General features: G+C 60.8%; 15 protein-coding genes. 2 read left to right on the plus strand and 13 right to left on the minus strand.

Annotation, left to right across the window (positions count from 1 at the left end):
* Positions 1 to 142: 142 nt before the first annotated feature.
* Positions 143 to 1,090: a YkgJ family cysteine cluster protein gene (locus HNQ81_RS06460; protein ID WP_183349495.1), complete on the minus strand. Its 948-nt coding sequence runs from the start codon at positions 1,088 to 1,090 to the stop codon at positions 143 to 145.
* Positions 1,091 to 1,353: 263 nt separating this feature from the next.
* Between HNQ81_RS06460 and HNQ81_RS06465 the strand changes: the two genes are divergently transcribed.
* Both HNQ81_RS06465 and HNQ81_RS06470 read left to right on the plus strand, forming a co-directional pair.
* A complete protein-coding gene (locus HNQ81_RS06465) occupies positions 1,354 to 1,548 on the plus strand; it encodes a hypothetical protein (RefSeq protein WP_183349497.1) in 195 nt (64 codons plus the stop codon).
* Between the two features lie 63 nt (positions 1,549 to 1,611).
* Positions 1,612 to 2,415, plus strand: coding sequence for a histidinol-phosphatase (locus HNQ81_RS06470; protein WP_183349500.1), 804 nt, complete (start codon positions 1,612 to 1,614; stop codon positions 2,413 to 2,415).
* Between the two features lie 152 nt (positions 2,416 to 2,567).
* Here the strand turns inward: HNQ81_RS06470 and HNQ81_RS06475 are convergent, their stop codons facing one another.
* The 12 genes from HNQ81_RS06475 to murF form a co-directional block, all read right to left on the minus strand.
* A complete protein-coding gene (locus HNQ81_RS06475) occupies positions 2,568 to 4,289 on the minus strand; it encodes an FAD-dependent oxidoreductase (protein WP_183349502.1) in 1,722 nt (573 codons plus the stop codon).
* Between the two features lie 216 nt (positions 4,290 to 4,505).
* Positions 4,506 to 5,972, minus strand: a complete 1,467-nt coding sequence (locus HNQ81_RS06480) for a two-component system sensor histidine kinase NtrB (RefSeq protein ID WP_183349504.1) — start codon at positions 5,970 to 5,972, stop codon at positions 4,506 to 4,508.
* A complete protein-coding gene (locus HNQ81_RS06485) occupies positions 5,962 to 7,761 on the minus strand; it encodes a radical SAM protein (RefSeq protein WP_337833427.1) in 1,800 nt (599 codons plus the stop codon). The genes HNQ81_RS06480 and HNQ81_RS06485 overlap by 11 nt, the downstream gene beginning before the upstream one ends.
* A gap of 6 nt (positions 7,762 to 7,767) precedes the next feature.
* On the minus strand, positions 7,768 to 8,988 hold the full coding sequence (gene ftsZ, locus HNQ81_RS06490) for a cell division protein FtsZ (RefSeq protein ID WP_183349506.1): 1,221 nt from the start codon (positions 8,986 to 8,988) through the stop codon (positions 7,768 to 7,770).
* A 106-nt stretch (positions 8,989 to 9,094) separates the two neighbouring features.
* On the minus strand, positions 9,095 to 10,354 hold the full coding sequence (ftsA, locus tag HNQ81_RS06495; RefSeq protein ID WP_420842277.1) for a cell division protein FtsA: 1,260 nt from the start codon (positions 10,352 to 10,354) through the stop codon (positions 9,095 to 9,097).
* Positions 10,355 to 10,368: 14 nt separating this feature from the next.
* Complete coding sequence (locus HNQ81_RS06500; RefSeq protein WP_183349510.1) at positions 10,369 to 11,388, minus strand: cell division protein FtsQ/DivIB; 1,020 nt, start codon at positions 11,386 to 11,388, stop codon at positions 10,369 to 10,371.
* 5 nt (positions 11,389 to 11,393) lie between these two features.
* Entirely contained in the window at positions 11,394 to 12,314 is a 921-nt protein-coding gene (gene murB / locus HNQ81_RS06505; RefSeq protein ID WP_183349512.1) for a UDP-N-acetylmuramate dehydrogenase, read from the minus strand.
* A 6-nt stretch (positions 12,315 to 12,320) separates the two neighbouring features.
* Positions 12,321 to 13,706 (minus strand): UDP-N-acetylmuramate--L-alanine ligase, encoded by a 1,386-nt coding sequence (murC, locus tag HNQ81_RS06510; protein WP_183349515.1) that lies wholly within the window; start codon positions 13,704 to 13,706, stop codon positions 12,321 to 12,323.
* A gap of 9 nt (positions 13,707 to 13,715) precedes the next feature.
* Positions 13,716 to 14,843, minus strand: coding sequence for an undecaprenyldiphospho-muramoylpentapeptide beta-N-acetylglucosaminyltransferase (murG, locus tag HNQ81_RS06515; RefSeq protein WP_183349517.1), 1,128 nt, complete (start codon positions 14,841 to 14,843; stop codon positions 13,716 to 13,718).
* Positions 14,840 to 16,231, minus strand: a complete 1,392-nt coding sequence (gene murD, locus HNQ81_RS06520) for a UDP-N-acetylmuramoyl-L-alanine--D-glutamate ligase (protein ID WP_183349519.1) — start codon at positions 16,229 to 16,231, stop codon at positions 14,840 to 14,842. The genes murG and murD overlap by 4 nt, the downstream gene beginning before the upstream one ends.
* Positions 16,228 to 17,307: a phospho-N-acetylmuramoyl-pentapeptide-transferase gene (gene mraY / locus HNQ81_RS06525; protein ID WP_183349521.1), complete on the minus strand. Its 1,080-nt coding sequence runs from the start codon at positions 17,305 to 17,307 to the stop codon at positions 16,228 to 16,230. The genes murD and mraY overlap by 4 nt, the downstream gene beginning before the upstream one ends.
* A gap of 84 nt (positions 17,308 to 17,391) precedes the next feature.
* Positions 17,392 to 20,445 carry a bifunctional UDP-N-acetylmuramoyl-L-alanyl-D-glutamate--2,6-diaminopimelate ligase MurE/UDP-N-acetylmuramoyl-tripeptide--D-alanyl-D-alanine ligase MurF gene (murF, locus tag HNQ81_RS06530; RefSeq protein WP_183349523.1) on the minus strand — a complete coding sequence of 1,018 codons (3,054 nt, stop codon included), beginning with the start codon at positions 20,443 to 20,445 and terminating at the stop codon, positions 17,392 to 17,394.
* Positions 20,446 to 20,467: the final 22 nt, after the last annotated feature.

Below are 20,467 nucleotides of genomic sequence, written 5' to 3' on the forward strand. Positions count from 1 at the left end.
CGCTGCGCCTCTCGACAGGACGAAGGCCGTTATAAATGAAAAGGGGGGCCCGGTCAGATGACCGGGCCCCCCTTTTCATTTCCCTGCCTGCACCCGCCGGCACCGGATACCGTGACGCCGACTCCTTTCAACGGTTCTACAATCAAGCGCTCTTCTGTTTTTCCCGCTCGGCCATCATCTCCTCGTACTCCCGGATCGACTGAAGCACCGACTCATCCTGCCGCTTCTTGATCTCCTTGACTTTTTCGCGGATCTTCTCCTCTCTGATCTTCATGTTCTGGACACCGAAGAGGGTAGAGGCGAGATACTTGAACGAAAACAGCATCAATTCGACGTCATCGTTTCTGATCCTGTCAATGGTCTCGGCATCGATTTCATAGGTATTGAGAAAGGAACTCTCGAAGATGAAACGACGGAAATGGGAAAGATCGGTGGAGGCCATAAAAAACATGCGCTTCGCCTGCTCGGACAAGGTCGCCTGCAGCCCGAACGATTTGCGGCGCATGACCAGCCGCAGCCATTCCTTGTTCATCTCGTCACGGACGTCGACTCCCTGGTCCTTCCGCCACTCCTCGATCGTCCACTCCTTGTCCTCTTCGAACCCCTTGCAGTGGTCTTCCTTGACGATGAAGAAGAATTTATCCTCGGCACTGGGCAGTTCCTGACCCTTCTCATCCCGGCTGCCGCCTTCATGAAAATCGGCCATCCCTACCGGATAGTAACGGCAGGCGGTAGGCCGGTCGGTATAGACCGTGCACCCCTGGGGGGTGACGAAGGGACATTTGTTGTCGTCTTCACGCAGTTTGATCATCACCCCCGGCATATCGGTTTTTTCAAGGTAGGTGGGGAGGGTGTACTGCTGCAGGAATTCATGGGCCGGGATATTCAGGCGCCTGGTCAATTGGAGAATGTCGTACGGGGTCAGGATGATCTTGATCCCGCCGCAGCAGGCGGTGAAGCAGCGCACTCCGGGATGGCAGCGAAACTTGATCCTGCTCTTGAGGGTCAATTTCTGGGGGAGGATACTGGAGGGGTTATTGTCCTTGCCAAAGAGAGGCTTTCCTTTGACATTCAAATCGTCTTGACTCATTCCATCACCTTGTCGATTATGATTGCAGACCGCCGCAGCGGAACATTACGGGACTTCGCGAATCTTCTATATTAAACAAGGCCGGCCAGTGTGTCAAACTCTATCGGGAGCAACGGGCATCGCCCCAACCGGCAGCAGGAAGAACCGGCGGGGTGTCCGTTAATCCTTGCAGTTTTCCGGAAAACGCCGTATATGTCGTGTTTCCTGTTGTTGTCCGTAGTCCGTACGATTCCCCTGCATTGTTGTTGAAAAGGATATCCTGAATGAAGCTGTTCGTTTCCCCGATCGATCTTTCCGCAGTCAGCACCCTGTATTACCATCTTCCCGACGGTCCGGTTCTCTCCCTGAAGGTGGATGGCATCGAAGACTATATCGACCTGGGGTTGGAAATGGGACATATCTGCGATACCTCGGCAATCGACGGAGTCGTGCATTTCTTTCCAAGAGGAAATGCCTGACCGGGGACCGATCGTCCAAGCCCGCCTCCCGAATCCCCCCGCGTTTCCCCTGGTGAAGGAACCATGCCCGTTCCCACCCCCGCCATCGACATTTCCTGCGACGGCCACATCCATACCCGATTGTGCCATCACGCCAGCGGCGAAATGGAAGACTACGTCCGCTCGGCGATCGCCAAGGGCCTGAGAAAGATTTTTTTTCTCGAGCACATGGAGGATGGTGTCAACTACACGGAAGTGACCTGGCTGAACGAGGATGATTTCGATGCATATTTCGCCGAGGGGCAACGACTGCAGCGGATCTATCACGACCGGATCGATATCGGGCTGGGCGTGGAGGTGGGGTATAATCCGGAACACGTCGACCAACTCCGCGACCGGCTGGCCCGAAGACCCTGGGACCGGATCGGGCTGTCCTTCCATTATGCCCGCCTGTCCGCCAATGAGCCGCATCTCAACCTGCTCAGCCGCAGATCCGAAAATATCAGCCGGGCCCGGGAGTTCGGGGCCGAAACGCTTCTGAGCCGCTATCTCGACACCCTCATCGAGGCCGTCACCCGGCTGCCGGCGGACGTGCTCTGTCACCTCGACGCCGCACTGCGCTATCTTCCCGAACTGACCTGGACGCCGGACCATCTGGAGCAGATCGACATCCTGCTCTCCCTGGTGAAGGGCAACAGGTTGCGCCTCGAAATCAACACCTCCGGCCTGCCGATCCGCGGCGAGCCCTTCCCCTCGTCGCTGATCCTGCGCAAGGCGATCAACCTCGGCATTCCCCTCGTTGCCGGCTCCGACGCCCACAGGCCGGAAGACGTCGGCCGCCATTTCGACGGGATCAAAGACCATCTCGGGAAGGCGGTTTCCCTCTGACGATTACCGTGACTGTTGGGTTGTGAAGATGCTGTACCCTGGCGGAATCGGGAAGGACGCACAACCGCACCCCTGTTTCGTCTCGCCGGGTTCAACACGACCGGCGAGGCGAAAGAGGTTATCGACGCGACCTGGGTGGTGCGCCGGCGGGATCAGAGAAGGATGTCGGCATCGATCCGTTTGATCAGGTTATACCCTCCGGGCAGGACAACGGTGTTGCGCAGGCCTGCGGCATCGAGGGCGAGCTGGCTTTCATAGGAACGGGAGCCGGCATTGCAGACGATGATCATGATCTTGTCCGTCGGCAGCACCTGATAGCCGCTGCGGACCTTGTCGTAGGGGAGCGACAGCCACAGTGCCGCGCCGAATTTGTCGACGTTCGGCTGGGCCTGCTTGGGATGGCGGACGTCGAGGGCGACCCAGTCCGGATGGCTGGAAGGATCGGCGATCCAGGCCAGAAACGACTGGATGTCGATCTGCCGCATCCGGTCATCACAAAGATTTTCCGCCGCGTAGGCGGCACTGTTGATCGCATCGATGGCGGTCGAGAATGGTGGTGCATAGGCCATCTCGATGGTGGCGAAGTCTTCGATCGTCGCCCCGGCGGTGATCGCCACCGCCGCCGCATCGATCCGTACCGACAGCGAATCGTTCATCGGCCCAATCCCCTGGAAACCGAGAACTTTCCTAGTCCGGCGGTCGAACACCAGCTCGAGACAGATGATCTCGCTGCCGGGAAAGAAATGGGCCCGATCGGCGGAGGCGGTCAGCGAAGAATCCGCCTGGAATCCCTGCGCCTTCGCCATTTCAAGACTGAGACCGGTGGCGCCGATCGCCATATCGAAGGCCTTCATCACGAAACTGCCGATCCCGCCCTTGAAGACGGCAGGGATCCCGGCCATATTGTCGGCGGCGACGCGGCCCTCCTTGTTGGCCAGACTGCCAAGCGGAGCGTAGAGGCCCCGGCCGGAGACCAGGTGACGGATTTCGACGCAGTCACCAGCCGCGTAGATCGCCGGATCCGACGTCTGCATCCGTTCGTTGACGACGATCCCGCCGTTCGCAGCCACATTGAGGCCGGCCTCCCTGGCCAGCTGCGACCGGGGCCGGACCCCGACCGCCATGATCACCATATCGGCGTCGATCGTCCTCTTCCCGGTCCGGACTCCCACAGCTTTGCCATCTTCGACGACGATCTCGGTCGCCGCCTCGCCAAGATACACCTCGACATTGTGCTGCCGCAGATGATTGGCAAGAGCGGCGGCCATCGGCCAGTCGACGATCTTCGGCAACAGCTGGTCCATGAACTCGACGATGACGGTCTCGATCCCCCACAGGTCGGTAAGGGCTTCGGCCATCTCGACCCCGATCGCGCCACCGCCGATGACCACCGCCTTACCCACCATTCCCTGGGCGATTCTCCTCTTGATCTCGATCGCCTTGTGGAGATCGCTGATGGTGAACACACCGTCGGCATCAACGCCGGGTATCGGCAGGACGAACGGTTCGCTGCCGGTGGCGAGCATCAGGTTGTCATAGGCAATGGCACTCCTGGCACCGGTTGCAAGATCCTCGACCTCGACGGTCTTGGCCCGACGGTCGATCGCCAGGGCGCGGGTCGACGTCATGGTCCTGACCCCCTTCGCCTGGTTAAAGAAATTGGCATCCCGCACCATGTGAAAACTGGTGGAGCGCAGTTCCTGTTCGTCGGAAACATCGCCTGACACATAATATGGAATGCCGCAACCGCCATAGGAAATAAGATTATCCTGATCTATCAGAGTCACGTCGGCCTCCGGCAGCACCCTCTTGATCCGGCTGGCCGCCTTCGGTCCGGCCGCAACCCCGCCAATAATGACAATTCGTTTTCCCATTACTCCCCTCCGTTACACTTGATATGCGCTCCTCCATCGGAGCCAGATATTAACATATGAACACTATCAAAACGAAAAGACAAGCGATTTTCCCAGCCTGATCGGGTCGTTGCTCCCGGCCGGCGACAACCGGCAGCCACGCCGTTCCTGCATCAAAACCGAAGAGCCGTCTCGCGGCCGGACAACCGGCAGAGATCGGCAGCGACGGCGGCTGGATCAGACTACCGGCAGGTGGATCGTAAAGGTCGTTCCTTCGCCGAGACGGCTGTCGACGAAAATTTCCCCCAAATGCCCCTCGATGATGTTTTTGGTAATCGCGAGACCAAGGCCCGTTCCCTTGCTCTTGTCGGTAAAAAACGGTTTGAAGATCTGGGCCAGCTTCTCTTCATCCATTCCGCAACCGCTGTCGTGGACCACGACCTTTATCCGTCGCCCTTCGTCACTGCTGCCGGTGCTGATCCGGAGGCGGCCGCCGTGGTCCATGGCCTGGATGGAATTGAGCAGTATATTGAGCAGGGCGCGGTAGACCTGGTCGATATCGACCGCTGTTTCCGGGAGGTCGGGGGCCAGATCGGCGAGCACATTCACCTGCTGCTCCTTGAACATCGGGGCGAGGAAGGCCAGAACCTTGTCGATGATGACGTTGACCTGCCCTCTCTCCATCTTCATCTGCTGCGGCCGGGCGAAATCCAGGAACTCGACGACGATGTTGTTCAGCCGCATCGTTTCATCGACAATGATCCTGGCCAGATGTTCGTTGCCCGGCGCCACCTTCTGGATCCTTTTTTCGAGGATCTCGGCGGTGCTGCGGACGATGCCGAGCGGACTCTTGATCTCATGGGAGACGGTGGCGACCATCGTTCCCAGGTGCGCCAGCCGTTCGGTCTGGTTCAGCTTCTCCTCGAGCCGCAATCGCTCCAGGGCCTTGCTTTCCATGATCCGGCCGGCGCGGGAGACGATGGTCCGCAGGACAAGGAACAGTACCCCCATGACGGCTGCCGACACCAGGATGATCCGGCCCTGCAGGTTGATGATGGAGGCATAGTTGTTCGACAGGTCCTTGACGATCTCGATGACCCCCATGATGACCTCGCCGCTCTCCCCGTCTTCACGAACCTGGCGGAAGGGGATATAGGCCCGGAGCTGGCAACTCACCGCCGGGGCCACCGACAGCAGGCTGAAGACCGAGCCGCGGTAGATGAACCGCGAATTGGCCTTCCCCTTCAGGGCCTGCTCGTACTCCACGCCTCCCTTGTCCTTTACCCCGACCAGTTCGCTGACGGTCGAATAGGAGATGATATTGACCCGTGAGTCATAGATCGTCACGGAGTCGATCTTCAGGCCCTGGATCAGGCCGCGCACGATCCGGTCGAGATTCTCGAACTGTTCGGGGTTGCTGAGGGCGATGCCGCCGTAGCGGACGACGGCGGGGAGGACAAAACGGCGAAAGACCTGCTGGTTGATGTTTTCAGCGAGGAGCAGCACATATTCCTGGCTCTGCTCGAGCATGACCCGACGGGCATGGTTCGAGATGATCCACGAAAGAATCAGGGTGAAGACGAGGATCACCCCAAGACTGGTAAAGGAAAAATACTTGACCAGCTTGAACGGCTGCAGACCGGTGTCGAATTTCTGCCGGCGGATGGAATCGAAGATCTCCTGCGGGTCCTGCCTAGTTTCCATGGCACACCCCGCAACGGCGGCAGACCGCGGTATCGCACGGCACCGTGGTCTTTTCGGCGAAGGCCCGCTGGTATTCCTGCCACAGGTAGCCGCGACTGATGCCATGATCGAGGATATCCCAGGGGAAGACACTGTTCTCATCATGGCCGCAGATCACAAATCGCTCGACATCCAGCTGCTGTCGCGCCATCGCCTTCTTCCACGGCAACCGGTGGGCGACCATATCCAGCAGGACGGCGGCCAGGCGGCGGTCCCCCTTCGCCAGCAGCGCCTGAAAAAGGACCTGCTCCGGCCGGTCATGGGTGAGGTGGACATTGGCCAGTCCGGTTATTCCGGAGCGCAGCAGTTCCTGGCGGCGCCGGAGTTCGGCCACGACCTGAAGGAGATCGCCATGCGCACCGGGCGGCAAAGCCGCGCTCATGCCGAAGGGATGGTACTGAAAGGGGGTCCAGGGCTTCGGGGCGAAACAGTTGACCGAGATCCGGATCTCGCACAACCGGCCCCTGGCCCTGCCGATCGGATCGATTGCCTCCTTGATCCTGGCGACGAGGAGCAGGAATTCCCGCAGGTCGGCATCGGTCTCGGTCGGCAGACCGATCATCAGATAGAGCTTTAATTTGAACAGACCAGCCGCCACCAGCTTTACGGCGGCCTGGAGAAGATCGTCTTCGCTGATGTTCTTGTTGATGACCCGACGCAGTCTTTCGGAACTGCCGTCCGGGGCAATGGCCACGCTCTTCAGCCCGCTCTTGCCGAGCAGTTCCAGTAAAGGCTGGCTGATCCGGTCGGCCCGCAGCGAGGAAAAAGACAGGGCGCACCCATTCAGTCCGATATGGTCGGCAATCCGGTCGAGCCCGTCCGGATCGGCCATCTCCATGCCGAGCAGCCCTATTCGGCTGACCGAGGCGTCTCGGGCCTCGAGTCCCTTGATCACCGCCGCCATATCCCACAGCCGTGGAGGCCGATAGACAAAACCGGCGGTACAGAACCGGCAGCCACGCGAACACCCCCGTCCGAGTTCGGTCAGATAGAGGTCGGCAAACTCGGCCTCGGGGGTCAGCAACTGCGAGTGCCCGGCGACGGCACAGGATGACAGACTGGTCTTGGTGATCCGCGGCGGCAGCCCGGCCGGATGGTCGTATCCCGCGAACTGCCCCCGTTCGTCATATCGCGGAGGGTACAGCATGGGCGCGTAGCAACCGGGCAGGTCGCGGTTGATCGACCACAGCAGATCCCGGCGCGAGCCGGAGCCGGACAGACCTGCAACAATCGCTCGCATCAGTTGCGGCAGGACAGGTTCGGCCTCGCCCACCACAAACAGATCGACAAACGGCGCGATGGGTTCGGGGTTCATGAAGGCGACCACGCCGCCGCAGACAAGCAGCGGGGAATCTGCCGAGATCGCAGGATTCCGCTTTTCAGCCCAGGGTTCGATGCCGGCGGCAAGAAGCATCTCCACCAGGTGCCGGTAGTCGTGCTCGAAGCTTATAGAGATGAAGACCAGGGAAAAATGGTTCAGCGGCCTGTCCGACTCGATCGAGCGGAGAGGTTTGCCCGGGGATGGCAGGAAGAAGCGCTCACAGACGACTGCCTCTTCCTCGTTGAGAAGGCTGTACACCAGTTGGAAGCCGAGACTCGACATGCCGACCTGGTAGGTGTTGGGATAGACCAAGGCTGCCGGCAGCCGGCCGGTCCATTTTTTCAGGTATCCCCCCCGTTCCTTGTCGAGGAGGGCCTGACGCGGACTAATCCCTGTTTTGCCCGGTTTCCGTCTGCCGATTCCAGTCACTCCGCCTTAATTGGCCTTTTTCCGGAGATAGGTCGGAGTCTCCAGATAGTCCTCGTTCCAGCTGTTGCTCCGGCGCGCCCTTTCGCCTTCGTTGATATTGGACACCCCGAGATTTTCAAAGGAATCGAAGTTGGAACCGGGAAGCGGCGCCACCCTGGGATGACGATTGGCCTGGGCGGGAACTGCCGTCGACTGGACCTCCGGCTCGCGAACCTGTTTTTTCTTCACCAGATCATCGACCTGGGCGATCGTCTCCTTCTTTTTGAGGACATCGCCGATGCCGGTGGCAATGACTGTCACCTGCAGGGCGTCATCGAGCGAGTCGTCGTAGAGGGCGCCAACCACGATCTTGGCATCCTCGTCGACCTTCTCCTGAATCAGGGCGGAGGCCTCCATGAATTCGGCAAGAGTGAACGTCTCCTCTGATGCCGAGATGTTGATGATCAGGCCCCGGGCGCCATCGATGCCGACATCCTCGAGGAGCTGGTTGTCGATCGCCCGTTTTGCAGCCTCGATAGCCCTGTTCTCTCCGACCGCCCGACCGGAACCCATCACGGCAGGGCCTACCTCCCGCATGACCGTGCGGAGATCGGCAAAATCGGCGTTGATCAGACCCGGCATGTTGATCAGGTCGGTGATCCCTTTCACCGCCTGCAACAGCACCGTGTCCGCCATACTCAACATATCGGAGAGCTTGCTCGTTTTCTGCATCAGCGACAGCAGACGGTCGTTGGGAACCGTGATGATCGTGTCGGCATATTTCTGCAGTTCCTTCCACCCCGCTTCGGCATTGCTGGCGCGGTGTCGGCCTTCGAAGCTGAACGGCTTGGTCACCACGGCAACGGTCAGAGCGCCGAGTTCCTTGCTGGCCCTGGCCACTACCGGCGCGGCGCCGGTGCCGGTACCGCCGCCGAGACCGGCGGTGACAAAGACCATGTCGCTGCCCTTCAGGGCCGACTTCAGGTCTTCCAGGGACTCGAGCGCGGCCTGAGCCCCGGTATCCGGGTCGGCACCGGCTCCCAATCCCTTGGTAATGCCAGGTCCGATCTGGAGACAGATGTCCGCCTTAGAAAAGTTGAGGGCCTGCTTGTCCGTATTGGCAACGATGAATTCGACTCCCTGGAGGCGATTGGTCACCATGGTGTTGATGGCGTTGCCCCCACCGCCGCCGACACCGATGACCTTCACAGTCGCAACACCTTCCTGCTCTGCCATTCTGAACGGCATAATCTCTCTCCAATATTGACTTGACCTTTAGGCAACAAGATCAATAATTCTTTTTAATTTACGAAATATAGCACTTGCGACCATTCCCTCAACGAAAAACTCGGCGCTACATTATTTTTTTAAACCACCCCTTCATCCTTCCTATGACCGACAGATCATTGTGACGATTTTCTCTCCCCTTTTCACGACCATACATCACCAATCCCACCGCTGTCGTGCATCGAGGCGAATACACTTCTTCGACTCGCCCGGAGATCCTTGACGGATAGCCGATGCGGACCTGCATGTCAAAGATCTGCTCCGCCAGGTCGACCACATTGGCCAGAAGGGCGGTGCCGCCGGTAATGACCACGCCGCCGTTGATCCGGTTTTTCTGCCCGGAGGCGACCAGTTCCCGATCGACCATTTCGAGGATCTCGATCATTCGGGCCTCGAGGATATCGACAAGAACCTTCTGGGTGACCTTTCGCGGCTCGCGGTCGCCGACTGTCGGCACGTCGACGACCAGGTTCGGCTTGATGATCGAGGCGATCGCCCCGCCGAAATCCTCCTTCAACCGTTCGGCCTCCTGCAGCGGCGTCCGCAATCCGACCGAAAGATCGTTGGTCAGGTTATGGCCGCCGAGTCCGATCTCGCAGGTGTGACGGATGGTGCCGTCGCAGAACACCGCCACATCCGTGGTTCCGCCGCCGATATCGACCAGGGCGACACCGAGTTCCATCTCGTCCCGACTGAGCACGGCATTGGCGGCGGCAATCGATTCCAGTACGATATCGGCCACCTCCAATCCAGCCTTGTTGCAGCAGGTGACCAGGTTATGCACCGCGCCGATATCGGCGGTCACCATATGGACATTGGTCACCAGCCGCACCCCGGTCATCCCGATCGGATTCTGGATGCCGGTGTGATCATCGACCATGTATTCCTGCGGCATTACATGAATAACTTGCTGGTTTTCAGAAATTTTGACCGTGCGGGCGGCGCTGATCACCTCATCGATATCGACCTTCTTGATTTCGCGGTTGTTGATCGCCAGGATGCCCGGGCTGTTGAAGCCCTTGATATGGTTGCCGGCAATCCCGACATAGACGTCGACCGCACGCAGATCACAGCCGGCGGCCTCTTCCGCGGCCCGCACGGCCTGCTTGATGGAATTGACCGTGCTTTCGATATTGACGACGATCCCCTTTTTCAGACCCTGTGAGGGAACGATGCCGACACCGATGATATCGGTGGACTCATCCGTCACCTCACCGACAACGCAGCAGATTTTTGTCGTCCCGATATCAAGGCCGACAACAAGTTCTCCCGGCTCCCGTTCTTTCTCTACCTGCTCGAAAGTCTCTTCTTTCTCAATTTCCTGCATTTCGTCCATTGTGTTCAACCTGATCCGCTCTGTGCCACCAGCACCTTGTCTTCCAGATAATCCATCCGGATATATTCAACCCGAGAAATCTGCATTTCCTTCTCTTGTTTCTTATACAGAACTTCGAGCACCTTCACCAGTCGATTATATTTGGTTTCCGCCTTCCCTCGGCCAAAAAAAATCGGAAAAGGATATTCCACAAGAAAAATAACCAGTTCACCGATATGATTGACATGCATTTCGGAAACCGCCTGCTTCGGCAGGTTTGGATTGTTCTTCTGGGTCTGCCGCAGAAACCCGAGAATGTCGGCCAGCACCTCCCGTCTCCGCTCATCCTCCTTGACCCGTTCAAGCCCGGTAATGACGGGGTGATCGATATCCATCCCGGCACCAACCTTGATGAAGACCTTGCCATCCCTGTTCATATAGAACAGGCCGGGATCCTCCTCCTGTCCCTGGCGATACACCAGGGCGAACGGTTCATGTTCGGTGACCCTGACAATGACCGTCGACGGCCAGTCGCGCTCGACCTTGACGGAGCTGACCCATGGGTTTTCGGCGATTTTCCTCTCGACTTCGGCGGTGTCGAGCCGCAGCAGGTTGGACCGGTAGAGGACCAGCCCGCCCTGACTGCGCAGGGTGCTCTCGCCGATGGTCGAACCGCCGTCAACGGTTACCTTGTGCAGTTGAAACATCGGCAGAACCGGCATGACATCCCGCCACCCCTGCCACCCCTGCCCGATCCGGTAACCGACGACGACAACCACAACCAGGATCAGACCGACAGCGATCTTCATTATCGGGATCTTTGTCGGTTCCTTTCGCCGATAGCCTTGATCCCTGACTGCCTTTTTCCTGGAAAAAAACTGGACGAGCGAGGACAGTGAAAGGCGTCGCTTCTTGTTTTTTTCTGCCCTCTTGTCGCCATAGGCGGTCCGGAACGGGGGATCGAACGAGCGGTAGCCGGTTTTTTTCTTCCGTCGCGAAAAAAGTTTCTCGACCTTCCCCAGGCTCTCCTGAATCCACTTCTTCATAGCTCTCACAGGAAGTGAACCTCGGGTTCCAGTTCAACACCGCTGTCCTGCCGCACCTTTTCCTGAACCAGGCGCATCAGGGCCAGCACATCCGCTGCCGTGGCGCCGCCGGTGTTGACCAGAAAGTTGGCATGCCGTTCCGACACCATCGCCCCGCCGATCCTGGCCCCTTTCAGCCCCGCGGCCTCGATCAACCGGCCGGCGCCGGCATGGGCCGGGTTCTTGAAGAAGGAACCGGCGTTGCCCTGCCCCGACGGCTGGCCGGCGCGTCTCCTGGCCTGAAGCGCCGCATGCCGCCGGCGAATTTCCTCCGGATCGTCCTCCATCAGGCCCAACTCGACAGCGACCACGACCGCCCGGCCACAGAGCTCCGGAAAGTCCCGCCAGCAACGATAGCCGAAATGAAGGCGATCCCTACTCAGAATCTGTTCACCGTCCGGGTCGAGAACCGTCACCGTCCTGATGACAGCCGCCATCTCCCCACCCCAGGCCCCGGCATTCATGATCACCGCCCCGCCCACGGTACCGGGGATGCCGCCGGCGAACTCCAGGCCGGTCAGCCCTCGGTCCATACAGACCATCGCAGCCTTTGCCAGGCTGCAGCCGGAACCGATCGCGACAACACATCTCCCGGAGCGACAGGGCCCGAATTCAAGCTGCCGGAAACCGTCTCCCAACAAAATGATCACTCCGGCAAAACCCTCATCCCGGACCAGGATATTCGTCCCCTTGCCGATGATCCGCCACGGCACCCCGGTTCGACGAAGGAACTCCAGCAGCGTCGCCAGTTCACGGCGGTCCTGCACCTTCACCAGAGCCTCGGCCGGACCGCCGATCGCAAAGGAGGTGTACCCGGCAAGAGGGCAGTCCCATTGCACCGGTTCGGCCATGATCCTGCTGAGCTCCTCTCTGATCACGGGGTCCACGCCTGTTCACCGTTGCCGTTGTTCCAGGAGAAGCAGCAGCTCTTCCCCCACCTTGACGATATTGCCGGCGCCAAGGGTCAGCACCAGATCATTGTCCTGCAGCATCGGCGGCATCTCCGCCGCCATCGTGCCGACATCGGCGATATAGAGGGTGTTGCGCTGGCCGTGACGCTTGATTTCTTCGAGCAGTACTCTGCTGTTGACCCCTTCGATGGGCTCCTCGCTGGCGGCATAGACCTCCGTCATGACCAGAACGTCGGCCAGGTGAAAACAGGTCAGAAATTCCTTGAACAGCGCCTGGGTCCTGCTGTAGCGATGCGGCTGAAAAAGCACCACCAGCCGCTTCTCCGGCCACGCCTCCTTGATCGCCGCCAGCGTCGCCCTGATCTCGGTGGGATGATGACCGTAATCGTCGACAACGGTGATCTCGGCGACCTCGCCCTTCCTCTGCATCCGCCGCTGGACCCCGGCAAAGGTGCGCAGGGTGCCGGCGATGACAGCAAACGGTATCTCCAGTTCAAGCCCGACGCAGACGACCGCCAGGGCGTTATAGACATTGTGCCTGCCGGGAGGGGCGAGATCGAGGTTGCCAAGTTCGGCACCGCCCTTCTTGACGGTGAAATGGACCCTGCCGTCGCGGAAAAAGATATTCTCGGCGTAGATATCGGCCTGCGGAGTCAGGCCGTAGGTGATGATCCGCCGCCCGATGAACGGCAGCAGGTCGGCGATGTTCTGATCGTCGAGACAGAGGACCGCGGCGCCGTAGAACGGGATCTTGTTGATGAACTGGAGAAAGATCTCCTTGATATGAGCAAGATCGCGATAGTAGTCGAGATGTTCGAGGTCGATGTTGGTCACGACTTCGACCACCGGCGACAGCTTGAGGAACGAGCCGTCGCTCTCGTCGGCCTCGGCGACGAGGAAATCGCCCTGCCCCAGCTTGGCGTTGCCGCCGAGACTGTCGACCTTGCCGCCGACGACGATCGTCGGATCGAGTCCAGCCCTGGCCAGGAGCCAGGCGACCATCGAGGTCGTCGAGGTCTTGCCGTGACTGCCGGCAATGGCGATACCGAATTTTTTCAGCCGCATCAGCTCGGCCAGCATCTCGGCCCGCTGGATCACCGGGATGAACTGCTCCCGCGCCGCCACAACCTCGGGATTGGTGGCGGAGATGGCCGAAGAGGTGACGACGACGTCGGCCCCGACGATCCATTCGCTCCGGTGCCCCTGGTAGACCGTTCCGCCGAGATTACTGAGGTTAACGGTAATTGCCGAACTATGGAGATCGGAACCGGAGACCGTGTAGCCCAGATTGAGCAGCAGCTCGGCAATGCCGCTCATGCCGATGCCACCGATGCCGACGAAATGGATATGTTTGGTTTTTCTGTACATACTTGCCTTTCAGAGGCCGGATCCTGCCATTTTCCCACCGATCAGCTGCCGACAGACGGCAACAATCGCCTGCGCCGCCTCCGGCATAGCGGCCTGCCGCATCGCCGCCCCCATCTTTTCCCGCAAACCCTGATCGCCCGCCACCTGCCCGATCTGTTCGGCCAGCAGAGCGACGGTGAGATCTTTTTCCCGAAACATCAGTGCCCCGCCTTTGGCAACATAATAGCCGGCGTTTTTTTCCTGGTGGTTGTCGGCAGCATAGGGGTAGGGCACCAGAATCGCCGGCAGACCGAGGACCGCCAGTTCGCTCAGGGTTGTGGCGCCCGCCCTCGATACCACCAGATCGGCGCGCCCGTAGACGCTCGTCATGTCGCGAAAAAAAGCCGCCACTTCAGCCGGGACCCCAGCCTGCCGGTAGGAGGCCGTTATCTCGGCTTCGTCTTTTTCCCCGGTCTGGTGGATCAGACGGATGCCGTGCAACCGCGACGATCCCGCCGCACCACAGAAGGCGTCCCTGACCAGCATGTTCAGGGCATGGGCCCCCTGGCTGCCGCCCAGCACCGCAACCGTCAGTCCGGTTGCCGACTCCGAACGCAGGTTCCCGGCCAGATCGGCGATCCCCTGGCGCACCGGGTTGCCGGTCAGGACGCATTTCCGTCCCGGGAAAAACCCGTCGCTGTCCGGCAGCGACAGGCAGATCCGGTCGACGATCGCCGCCAGTTTGCGGTTGGCCAGGCCCGGCACCGAATTCTGCTCGTGAATGACGGTCGGGATGCCGAGGGCCCGGGCGGCGGCCACGACCGGCCCGGTGACATATCCGCCGACCCCGAGGACCACATCGGGCCTGAACCGGCGGATATGGCCGATGGCCTGCAGAAACGAAAGCGGCAGCACGAGCAACGCCCTGACCAGCTCGATCGGGTTCTTGCCCTTGAGCCCATAACAGTCGACACTGCAACCGGTGAAACCATGATTGCCGAGGCTGACCGCATCCATCTTCCGTTTCGTGCCGACAAAGAGCACCTGCGTCCCCGGATACTCGGCGCAGAAGGCCTCAGCGGCGGCGATCGCCGGAAAGAGATGGCCGCCGGTGCCGCCACCGGTCAGCATCAGATGGATCGGCCGTCTTCCACTCATACTTCCCCGCCGCTTCCGACCGGAGCGGCCGCTCCTTTCAGCCCCCGCACCGCCGCGGCAAACACATCACCCCGGTGGGCATAGCTGGTGAACATATCGAAACTGGCACAGGCCGGCGACAACAGCACGGCATCTCCCGGCCGTGCCGCGGCCTGCGCCTTGCCGACGGCCTCCTCCATCGTCGCGGCCCGGTCGAGCGGCGCCGTCCCGACCAGCGCCGCCGCGATCTGGTCGGCGGCCTCGCCGATCAGGATGACGCGTCGGGCCTTGTTTCGGACCCCTTCCTGCAGCAGTGCGTAATCCTCGCCCTTGTCCCTGCCGCCGGCGATCAGCACCACCTTGCCTGCAACCTGGGCCAGGGCGGCCAGGACGGCGCCGGTGTTGGTCGCCTTGGAATCGTCGTAGTAGGTGATGCCATCGATCTGCGCCACCTCCTCAACCCGGTGACGCAGCGGCTGAAACGCTAACAGGCCCGCCAGGATGTCGTCTCGGCTGCAACCGGCCGCTCTGGCCGCGAGGATCGCCGCCGCCGCGTTCATCAGGCCGATGGCGTTGGCCAGCCTGCTGCCGGCGAGATCGTAGCTCTCCACCTCCGGCCAGGCCAGCAGGATCCTGTCGCCCTTTATCCTGGCCTGGCAGTCGGCGGTGTGGCCGAACAGCAGGACCCGGCCGGCGATCGCCGCCAGTGCCTGGCGGCAGAGAGGGTCATCACCGTTGACAATGGCCGTGTCGGCCGCCCCCTGGTTGGCAAAGATCTTCAGCTTGGCCCGACTGTAGCCGGCAAGACTGCCATGGCGGTCGATATGGTCGGGGGTGATGTTGAGCAGCAGGGCGATATCGGGCCGGAAACTCCCGGCCGTGTCGAGCTGGAAACTCGACACCTCGAGGACCACGGCGTCGGCCCCGGTCTCGTCGAGGAGATGATGGAAGAGCGGCGTCCCGATGTTGCCGCCGACAAAGGCGTTCTTGCCGGCACCCTGCAGCAGCTGGCCGATCAGGGTCGTCACGGTCGTCTTGCCGTTGGTGCCGGTAATGGCGATGACCGGATCGGAGAGGACCGGGGCGGCGACCGCCAGCTCCCCGACGATGGCCACCCCGCGCCCGCGCAGCTCTTGAAGCAGGGGCAGATGAAGCGGGACCCCGGGACTGACGAAGACCATGTCGACTCCGGCAAAAAAGGCGGAACGGTGGCCGCCGGCCTCCCAGGCAACCCCTGTCTCCCGCAAAAAGCCGCCTTCTCCGGCAACAAACTCCGGCTCACGGCGATTGTCGGAAACGATGACTTCGGCACCGCAGGCCAACAGGTAACGGACCGCCGCCCGACCGGACAGTCCCAGGCCGATGACGGCGATGCGCATTCCCGGTTTGATCAAGGTGTTCTTTGTCATCGCAGCTTCAATGTCGCTATGGCCAGGAGTCCGAGGAGGATCGAGACGATCCAGAAGCGGACCACGACCTTCGACTCATGCCAGCCTTTTTTCTCGAAATGATGGTGAAACGGGGCCATCAGGAAGATCCTCCGGCCATGGGTCATCTTGAAATAACCGACCTGCATGATGACCGAAAGAGCCTCCAGGACGAAGATGCCACCGACGATAGCGAGCAGGAATTCCTGCTTGATGATGATCGCGACGGCCCCCAGGGCGCCGCCCAGAGCCAGTGATCCGACATCGCCCATGAACATCTGCGCCGGGTAGGCATTATACCAGAGAAAGCCGAGACAGGCACCGACGATGGCGCCGCAGAAGATCGCCAGCTCGCCGCTGCCGGGAACATAGGGAATCTGCAGATACTGGGCGAGGACCAGGTGGCCGGCGAGATAGGAGAAAACCAGATAGACTGCGGCGGCGATGATCGTCGGGCCGGCCGCCAGACCGTCGAGCCCGTCGGTGAGATTGACCGCGTTCGAGGCGCCGACAATGACGATGATGGCGAAAATGACATAAAACCAGCCGAGATCGGGGTTGATATTTTTCAGGAAAGGAAGGCTGAGATGGCCGTCGAAACCGGGGTGGAGCAGAATATACAGGCCGACAACCGAGGCGCCGACGATCTGCAGGACCATCTTCCAGCGGGCACTGAGTCCCTTGCTGTTCTTCCTGCTGATCTTCCGGTAGTCATCGATGGCGCCGATCAACCCGTAGAACAGCAAAGTAAACTGGAGCAGCCAGACCAGATCCGAATCCAGCCGGGCCCAGAGCAGGGTCGAGAGGGAGATCGCAATCAGGATCAGCAGACCGCCCATCGTCGGCACGCCCTGCTTGACAAGATGGGTTTCGGGACCGTCATCCCGGACCACCTGCCCGATCTGCAGGCGTTTCATCGCCCGGATGAAGGCCGGGCCGAAGACGTACATGATCAGAAACGCGGTGATGGCCCCGCAGATACACCGGAAGGTGATGTAGCGAAAGACATTGAAACCGATAAAGGTTGTATGGAGGGGATACAATAGATGATACAGCATCGGGTCATTCTCACATGTTCAATTTGCAATCATTCTGTACTCAAAAAACAGAAAACAGCGTTGTACATTGAACGCCGACATTCCTCAAGCCTTTCCTGTCAGGCTGGCGACAACGGTCTCCAATTTCAACCCCCGCGAGGCCTTGACCAGAAGCCAGTCCCCTTTGCCGAGTTTCCCATCCCGCTCCAGTTCCTTTATCCACGCCGCCGCCTGCTCCTTGTCCGCAAACACCCTGACCTGGTCTTCCCCCATACCGGCCATTCCGGCCGCCTCCGCCGTAAACCCGGCAAAGTCGCCGACCAGACCAAGATAACGAACCCGGCATTCGGCCGCCAGTCTGCCGACCTCGCGATGCGCCGCCTCGCTGCTGTCGCCGAGTTCGAGCATGTCGCCGAGAATCGCCGCCGTCACCCGCGCCCGCATCTGGGCGAGGGTCCGCAGGGCCGCCGCCATCGAGGCCGGGTTGGCGTTGTAGGTGTCGTTGAGAATGCCGTAGCCGGCGGGAGCCATTATCGTTTCCATCCGTTTCGTTGCCGCCCGGAAATCGCCCAGACCGGCCGCGATCGCACCGCCATCGGCACCTGCCGACCAGGCCAGGGCGGCGGCGGCAAGGGCGTTGGTGACGTTGTGCTGCCCGGCGACGCGAAGGCGGACATCGACCGAACCACCGGGAAAGTGCAGGGTGAATGAGGACCGACCGTCGTCGCCGACCGCGATACCTGTCGCCCAAAAATCAGGAGGGGCGGCTCCCATCCCCGGATGCAGGCCGAAGGTGATCTGCCGCTGCCGGTATTTCCCGGCACAGCGGCGCACCAGCGGATCGTCGGCATTGACGACCAGGACCCCGTCCGGTGCTGTCCCGGCAAACAGCTCCTCCTTGGCCCGGGCAACCCCCTCGATGGATTGCAGACCTTCGAGGTGGGCGGCGTGAATATTGGTGATACAACTGATATCCGGCTCGGCGATCGCTGCCAGGCGTTCGATCTCGCCGGGACGGTTCATCCCCATTTCGATGACTGCGGCCCGGTGCTTCACCGACAGCGGCAGCAACGATACCGGCATGCCGATCAGGTTGTTGAAGTTGCCGGCCGTTTTCAACACACAGTCTGACGGGTTGTCAGGTCCGGGCGGCCAGTGCCGGGCAAGGATCGCCGCCGTCATCTCCTTGACCGTCGTCTTGCCGCAGCTGCCGGTCAGTCCGATCACCACCGGCGCACTCAATCTGCGGATCAACCGCCGCCGGTAGTTGGCGAGATCCCCGAGGGCATGCTGAGTATCGTTCACCACGACCTGCGGCACTGCCCCGGCGTAGCGAGCCTCAATCCGTCGCGCCACGACGAGACAGCCCGCTCCCCTGTCGACGACCTGGCCGATAAAGTCATGGCCATCAAATCTCTCGCCCTCGATGGCGACGAAGATATCCCCCGGCCCGACAGCTCGGCTGTCCGTCGCCACCTGTCCGAGGAGTTCAAAGCTCGACATTTCCGGTTCTTCAACGCCCGTCGCGGCGACGACGGCCGCCACGGTCCAACCGCTCAGGACATCCTTTGCCTGAAGGCAGTCGTCGAAAAATCGTTTTTCTCCTCCGACCAACTGATATTGCTCATGGCCCTTGCCGGCGATCAGCACGATGTCCCCCCCGCCGGCGTTCCGGATCGCCAGGGCAATCGCCTCGCCCCGCCCGGCTACGACGACGCAGCCCTTCTCAGCGACATTCCTCGTCGCCAACCAGTCAACCGGCCGGCAGGCCGTCCCGGCGGCGGCGACACCTGACGCCACCTGCTCCCGTATCGCCTCCGGCCGTTCGCTGCGGGGGTTGTCATCGGTCACGATCACCACATCGCAGATCTGCGCGGCAATGCCTCCCATGACCGGTCGCTTGCCGGTATCCCGGTCACCGCCGCAGCCGAAGACGCAAAACAGTTGCCGATGCGGGAGAGCGGCCAGCGCCGCCAGCACCTTTTCGAGGGCATCCGGCGTGTGGGCGTAATCGACAAGGACGACAGGCTGCCCGGAGGAATCGACGCCGGCGATCGCCACCCGCTGCAACCTTCCCGGGGCGCCCTGCGCTCCGGAAAGCAGGGAGACCGCTTTTCCGGTCGGAATCCCGAGCGCATGGGCCACAGCGAGACAAACCATGACATTGTCGGCATTGAATCGGCCGACGAGAGGGGAGTGGAGGAAGAACTCGCCGTCGGGGGTCGCTATCGTCAGCCGATTGCCCATGAGATCGGCCTCAAACCCGGCCAGCCGGAGATCTGCCTCCGGATGTGCGCCGCAGATCAGCGACCGTACCTCGCGATCCCGACACTGCAGGGCGAGCATGCCTGACCAGCCGCCTTCCTCGGCAGTTCCCTGGGGATAGCCGATAACCGCGTTGCCCGTCGCCTTCAGGTGGTGCGTGAAGAGGCGCGTTTTTGTCTCAAAATACTCATACATATCGGCATGATAATCGAGATGATCGCGTGTCAGGTTGGTGAAGGCGGCGACATCGAAATGTAAGTTGCCAATCCGCGACTGGGCCAGGGCATGCGAGGAGACCTCCATGATGACATGGCTGACCCCGGCATCGGCCATCCGTCGCAGCAGTTCCTGGAGGAGCATGGCATCCGGCGTGGTGTGGGTAGCAGGGAAGACCGTCTTCCGGCCATCGACTGTATATCGGTAATTGACCGTGCCGATGACGCCGACGCCGTACCCCAGGCCGGAGAGAATTTCTTCGAGAAGATAGGTGATCGTCGTTTTGCCGTTGGTTCCCGTAATGCCGATGAGCTGCAGCGACGCGGAGGGGTGGCCGTACCAGGCCTCCGCCATTTCCGCATACGCCTCCTTGCTGTCATCGACGGCAATGACACAGGCATCCGAGGGCAGCAGCAGAGCGGAAGCGCATCGCCCCTGCTCGACGACGACGGCGGCACAGCCGCGGCGGATCGCATCGTCGATATAGGCATGACCGTCGACCAGAGTACCGGCAACGGCGACAAAGAGACTGCCGGGCACTACCCGGCGTGAATCGGCGGTGATGCCGATAACATCAGGCAGCTGCTTCTGCTTCCCTGTCCGGAGAACCTCATGGGGCATTCCGTCGAGGAGCCGTACAAGCGGTATAGCGTTGCCGTCCAATGATGTCCCGGTCATGACCTGTTCTCCTGTTCCTCAG

Source organism: Desulfoprunum benzoelyticum (genome assembly GCF_014201505.1).
In the GTDB taxonomy this organism is placed as follows: Bacteria; Desulfobacterota; Desulfobulbia; order Desulfobulbales; family Desulfocapsaceae; genus Desulfoprunum; species Desulfoprunum benzoelyticum.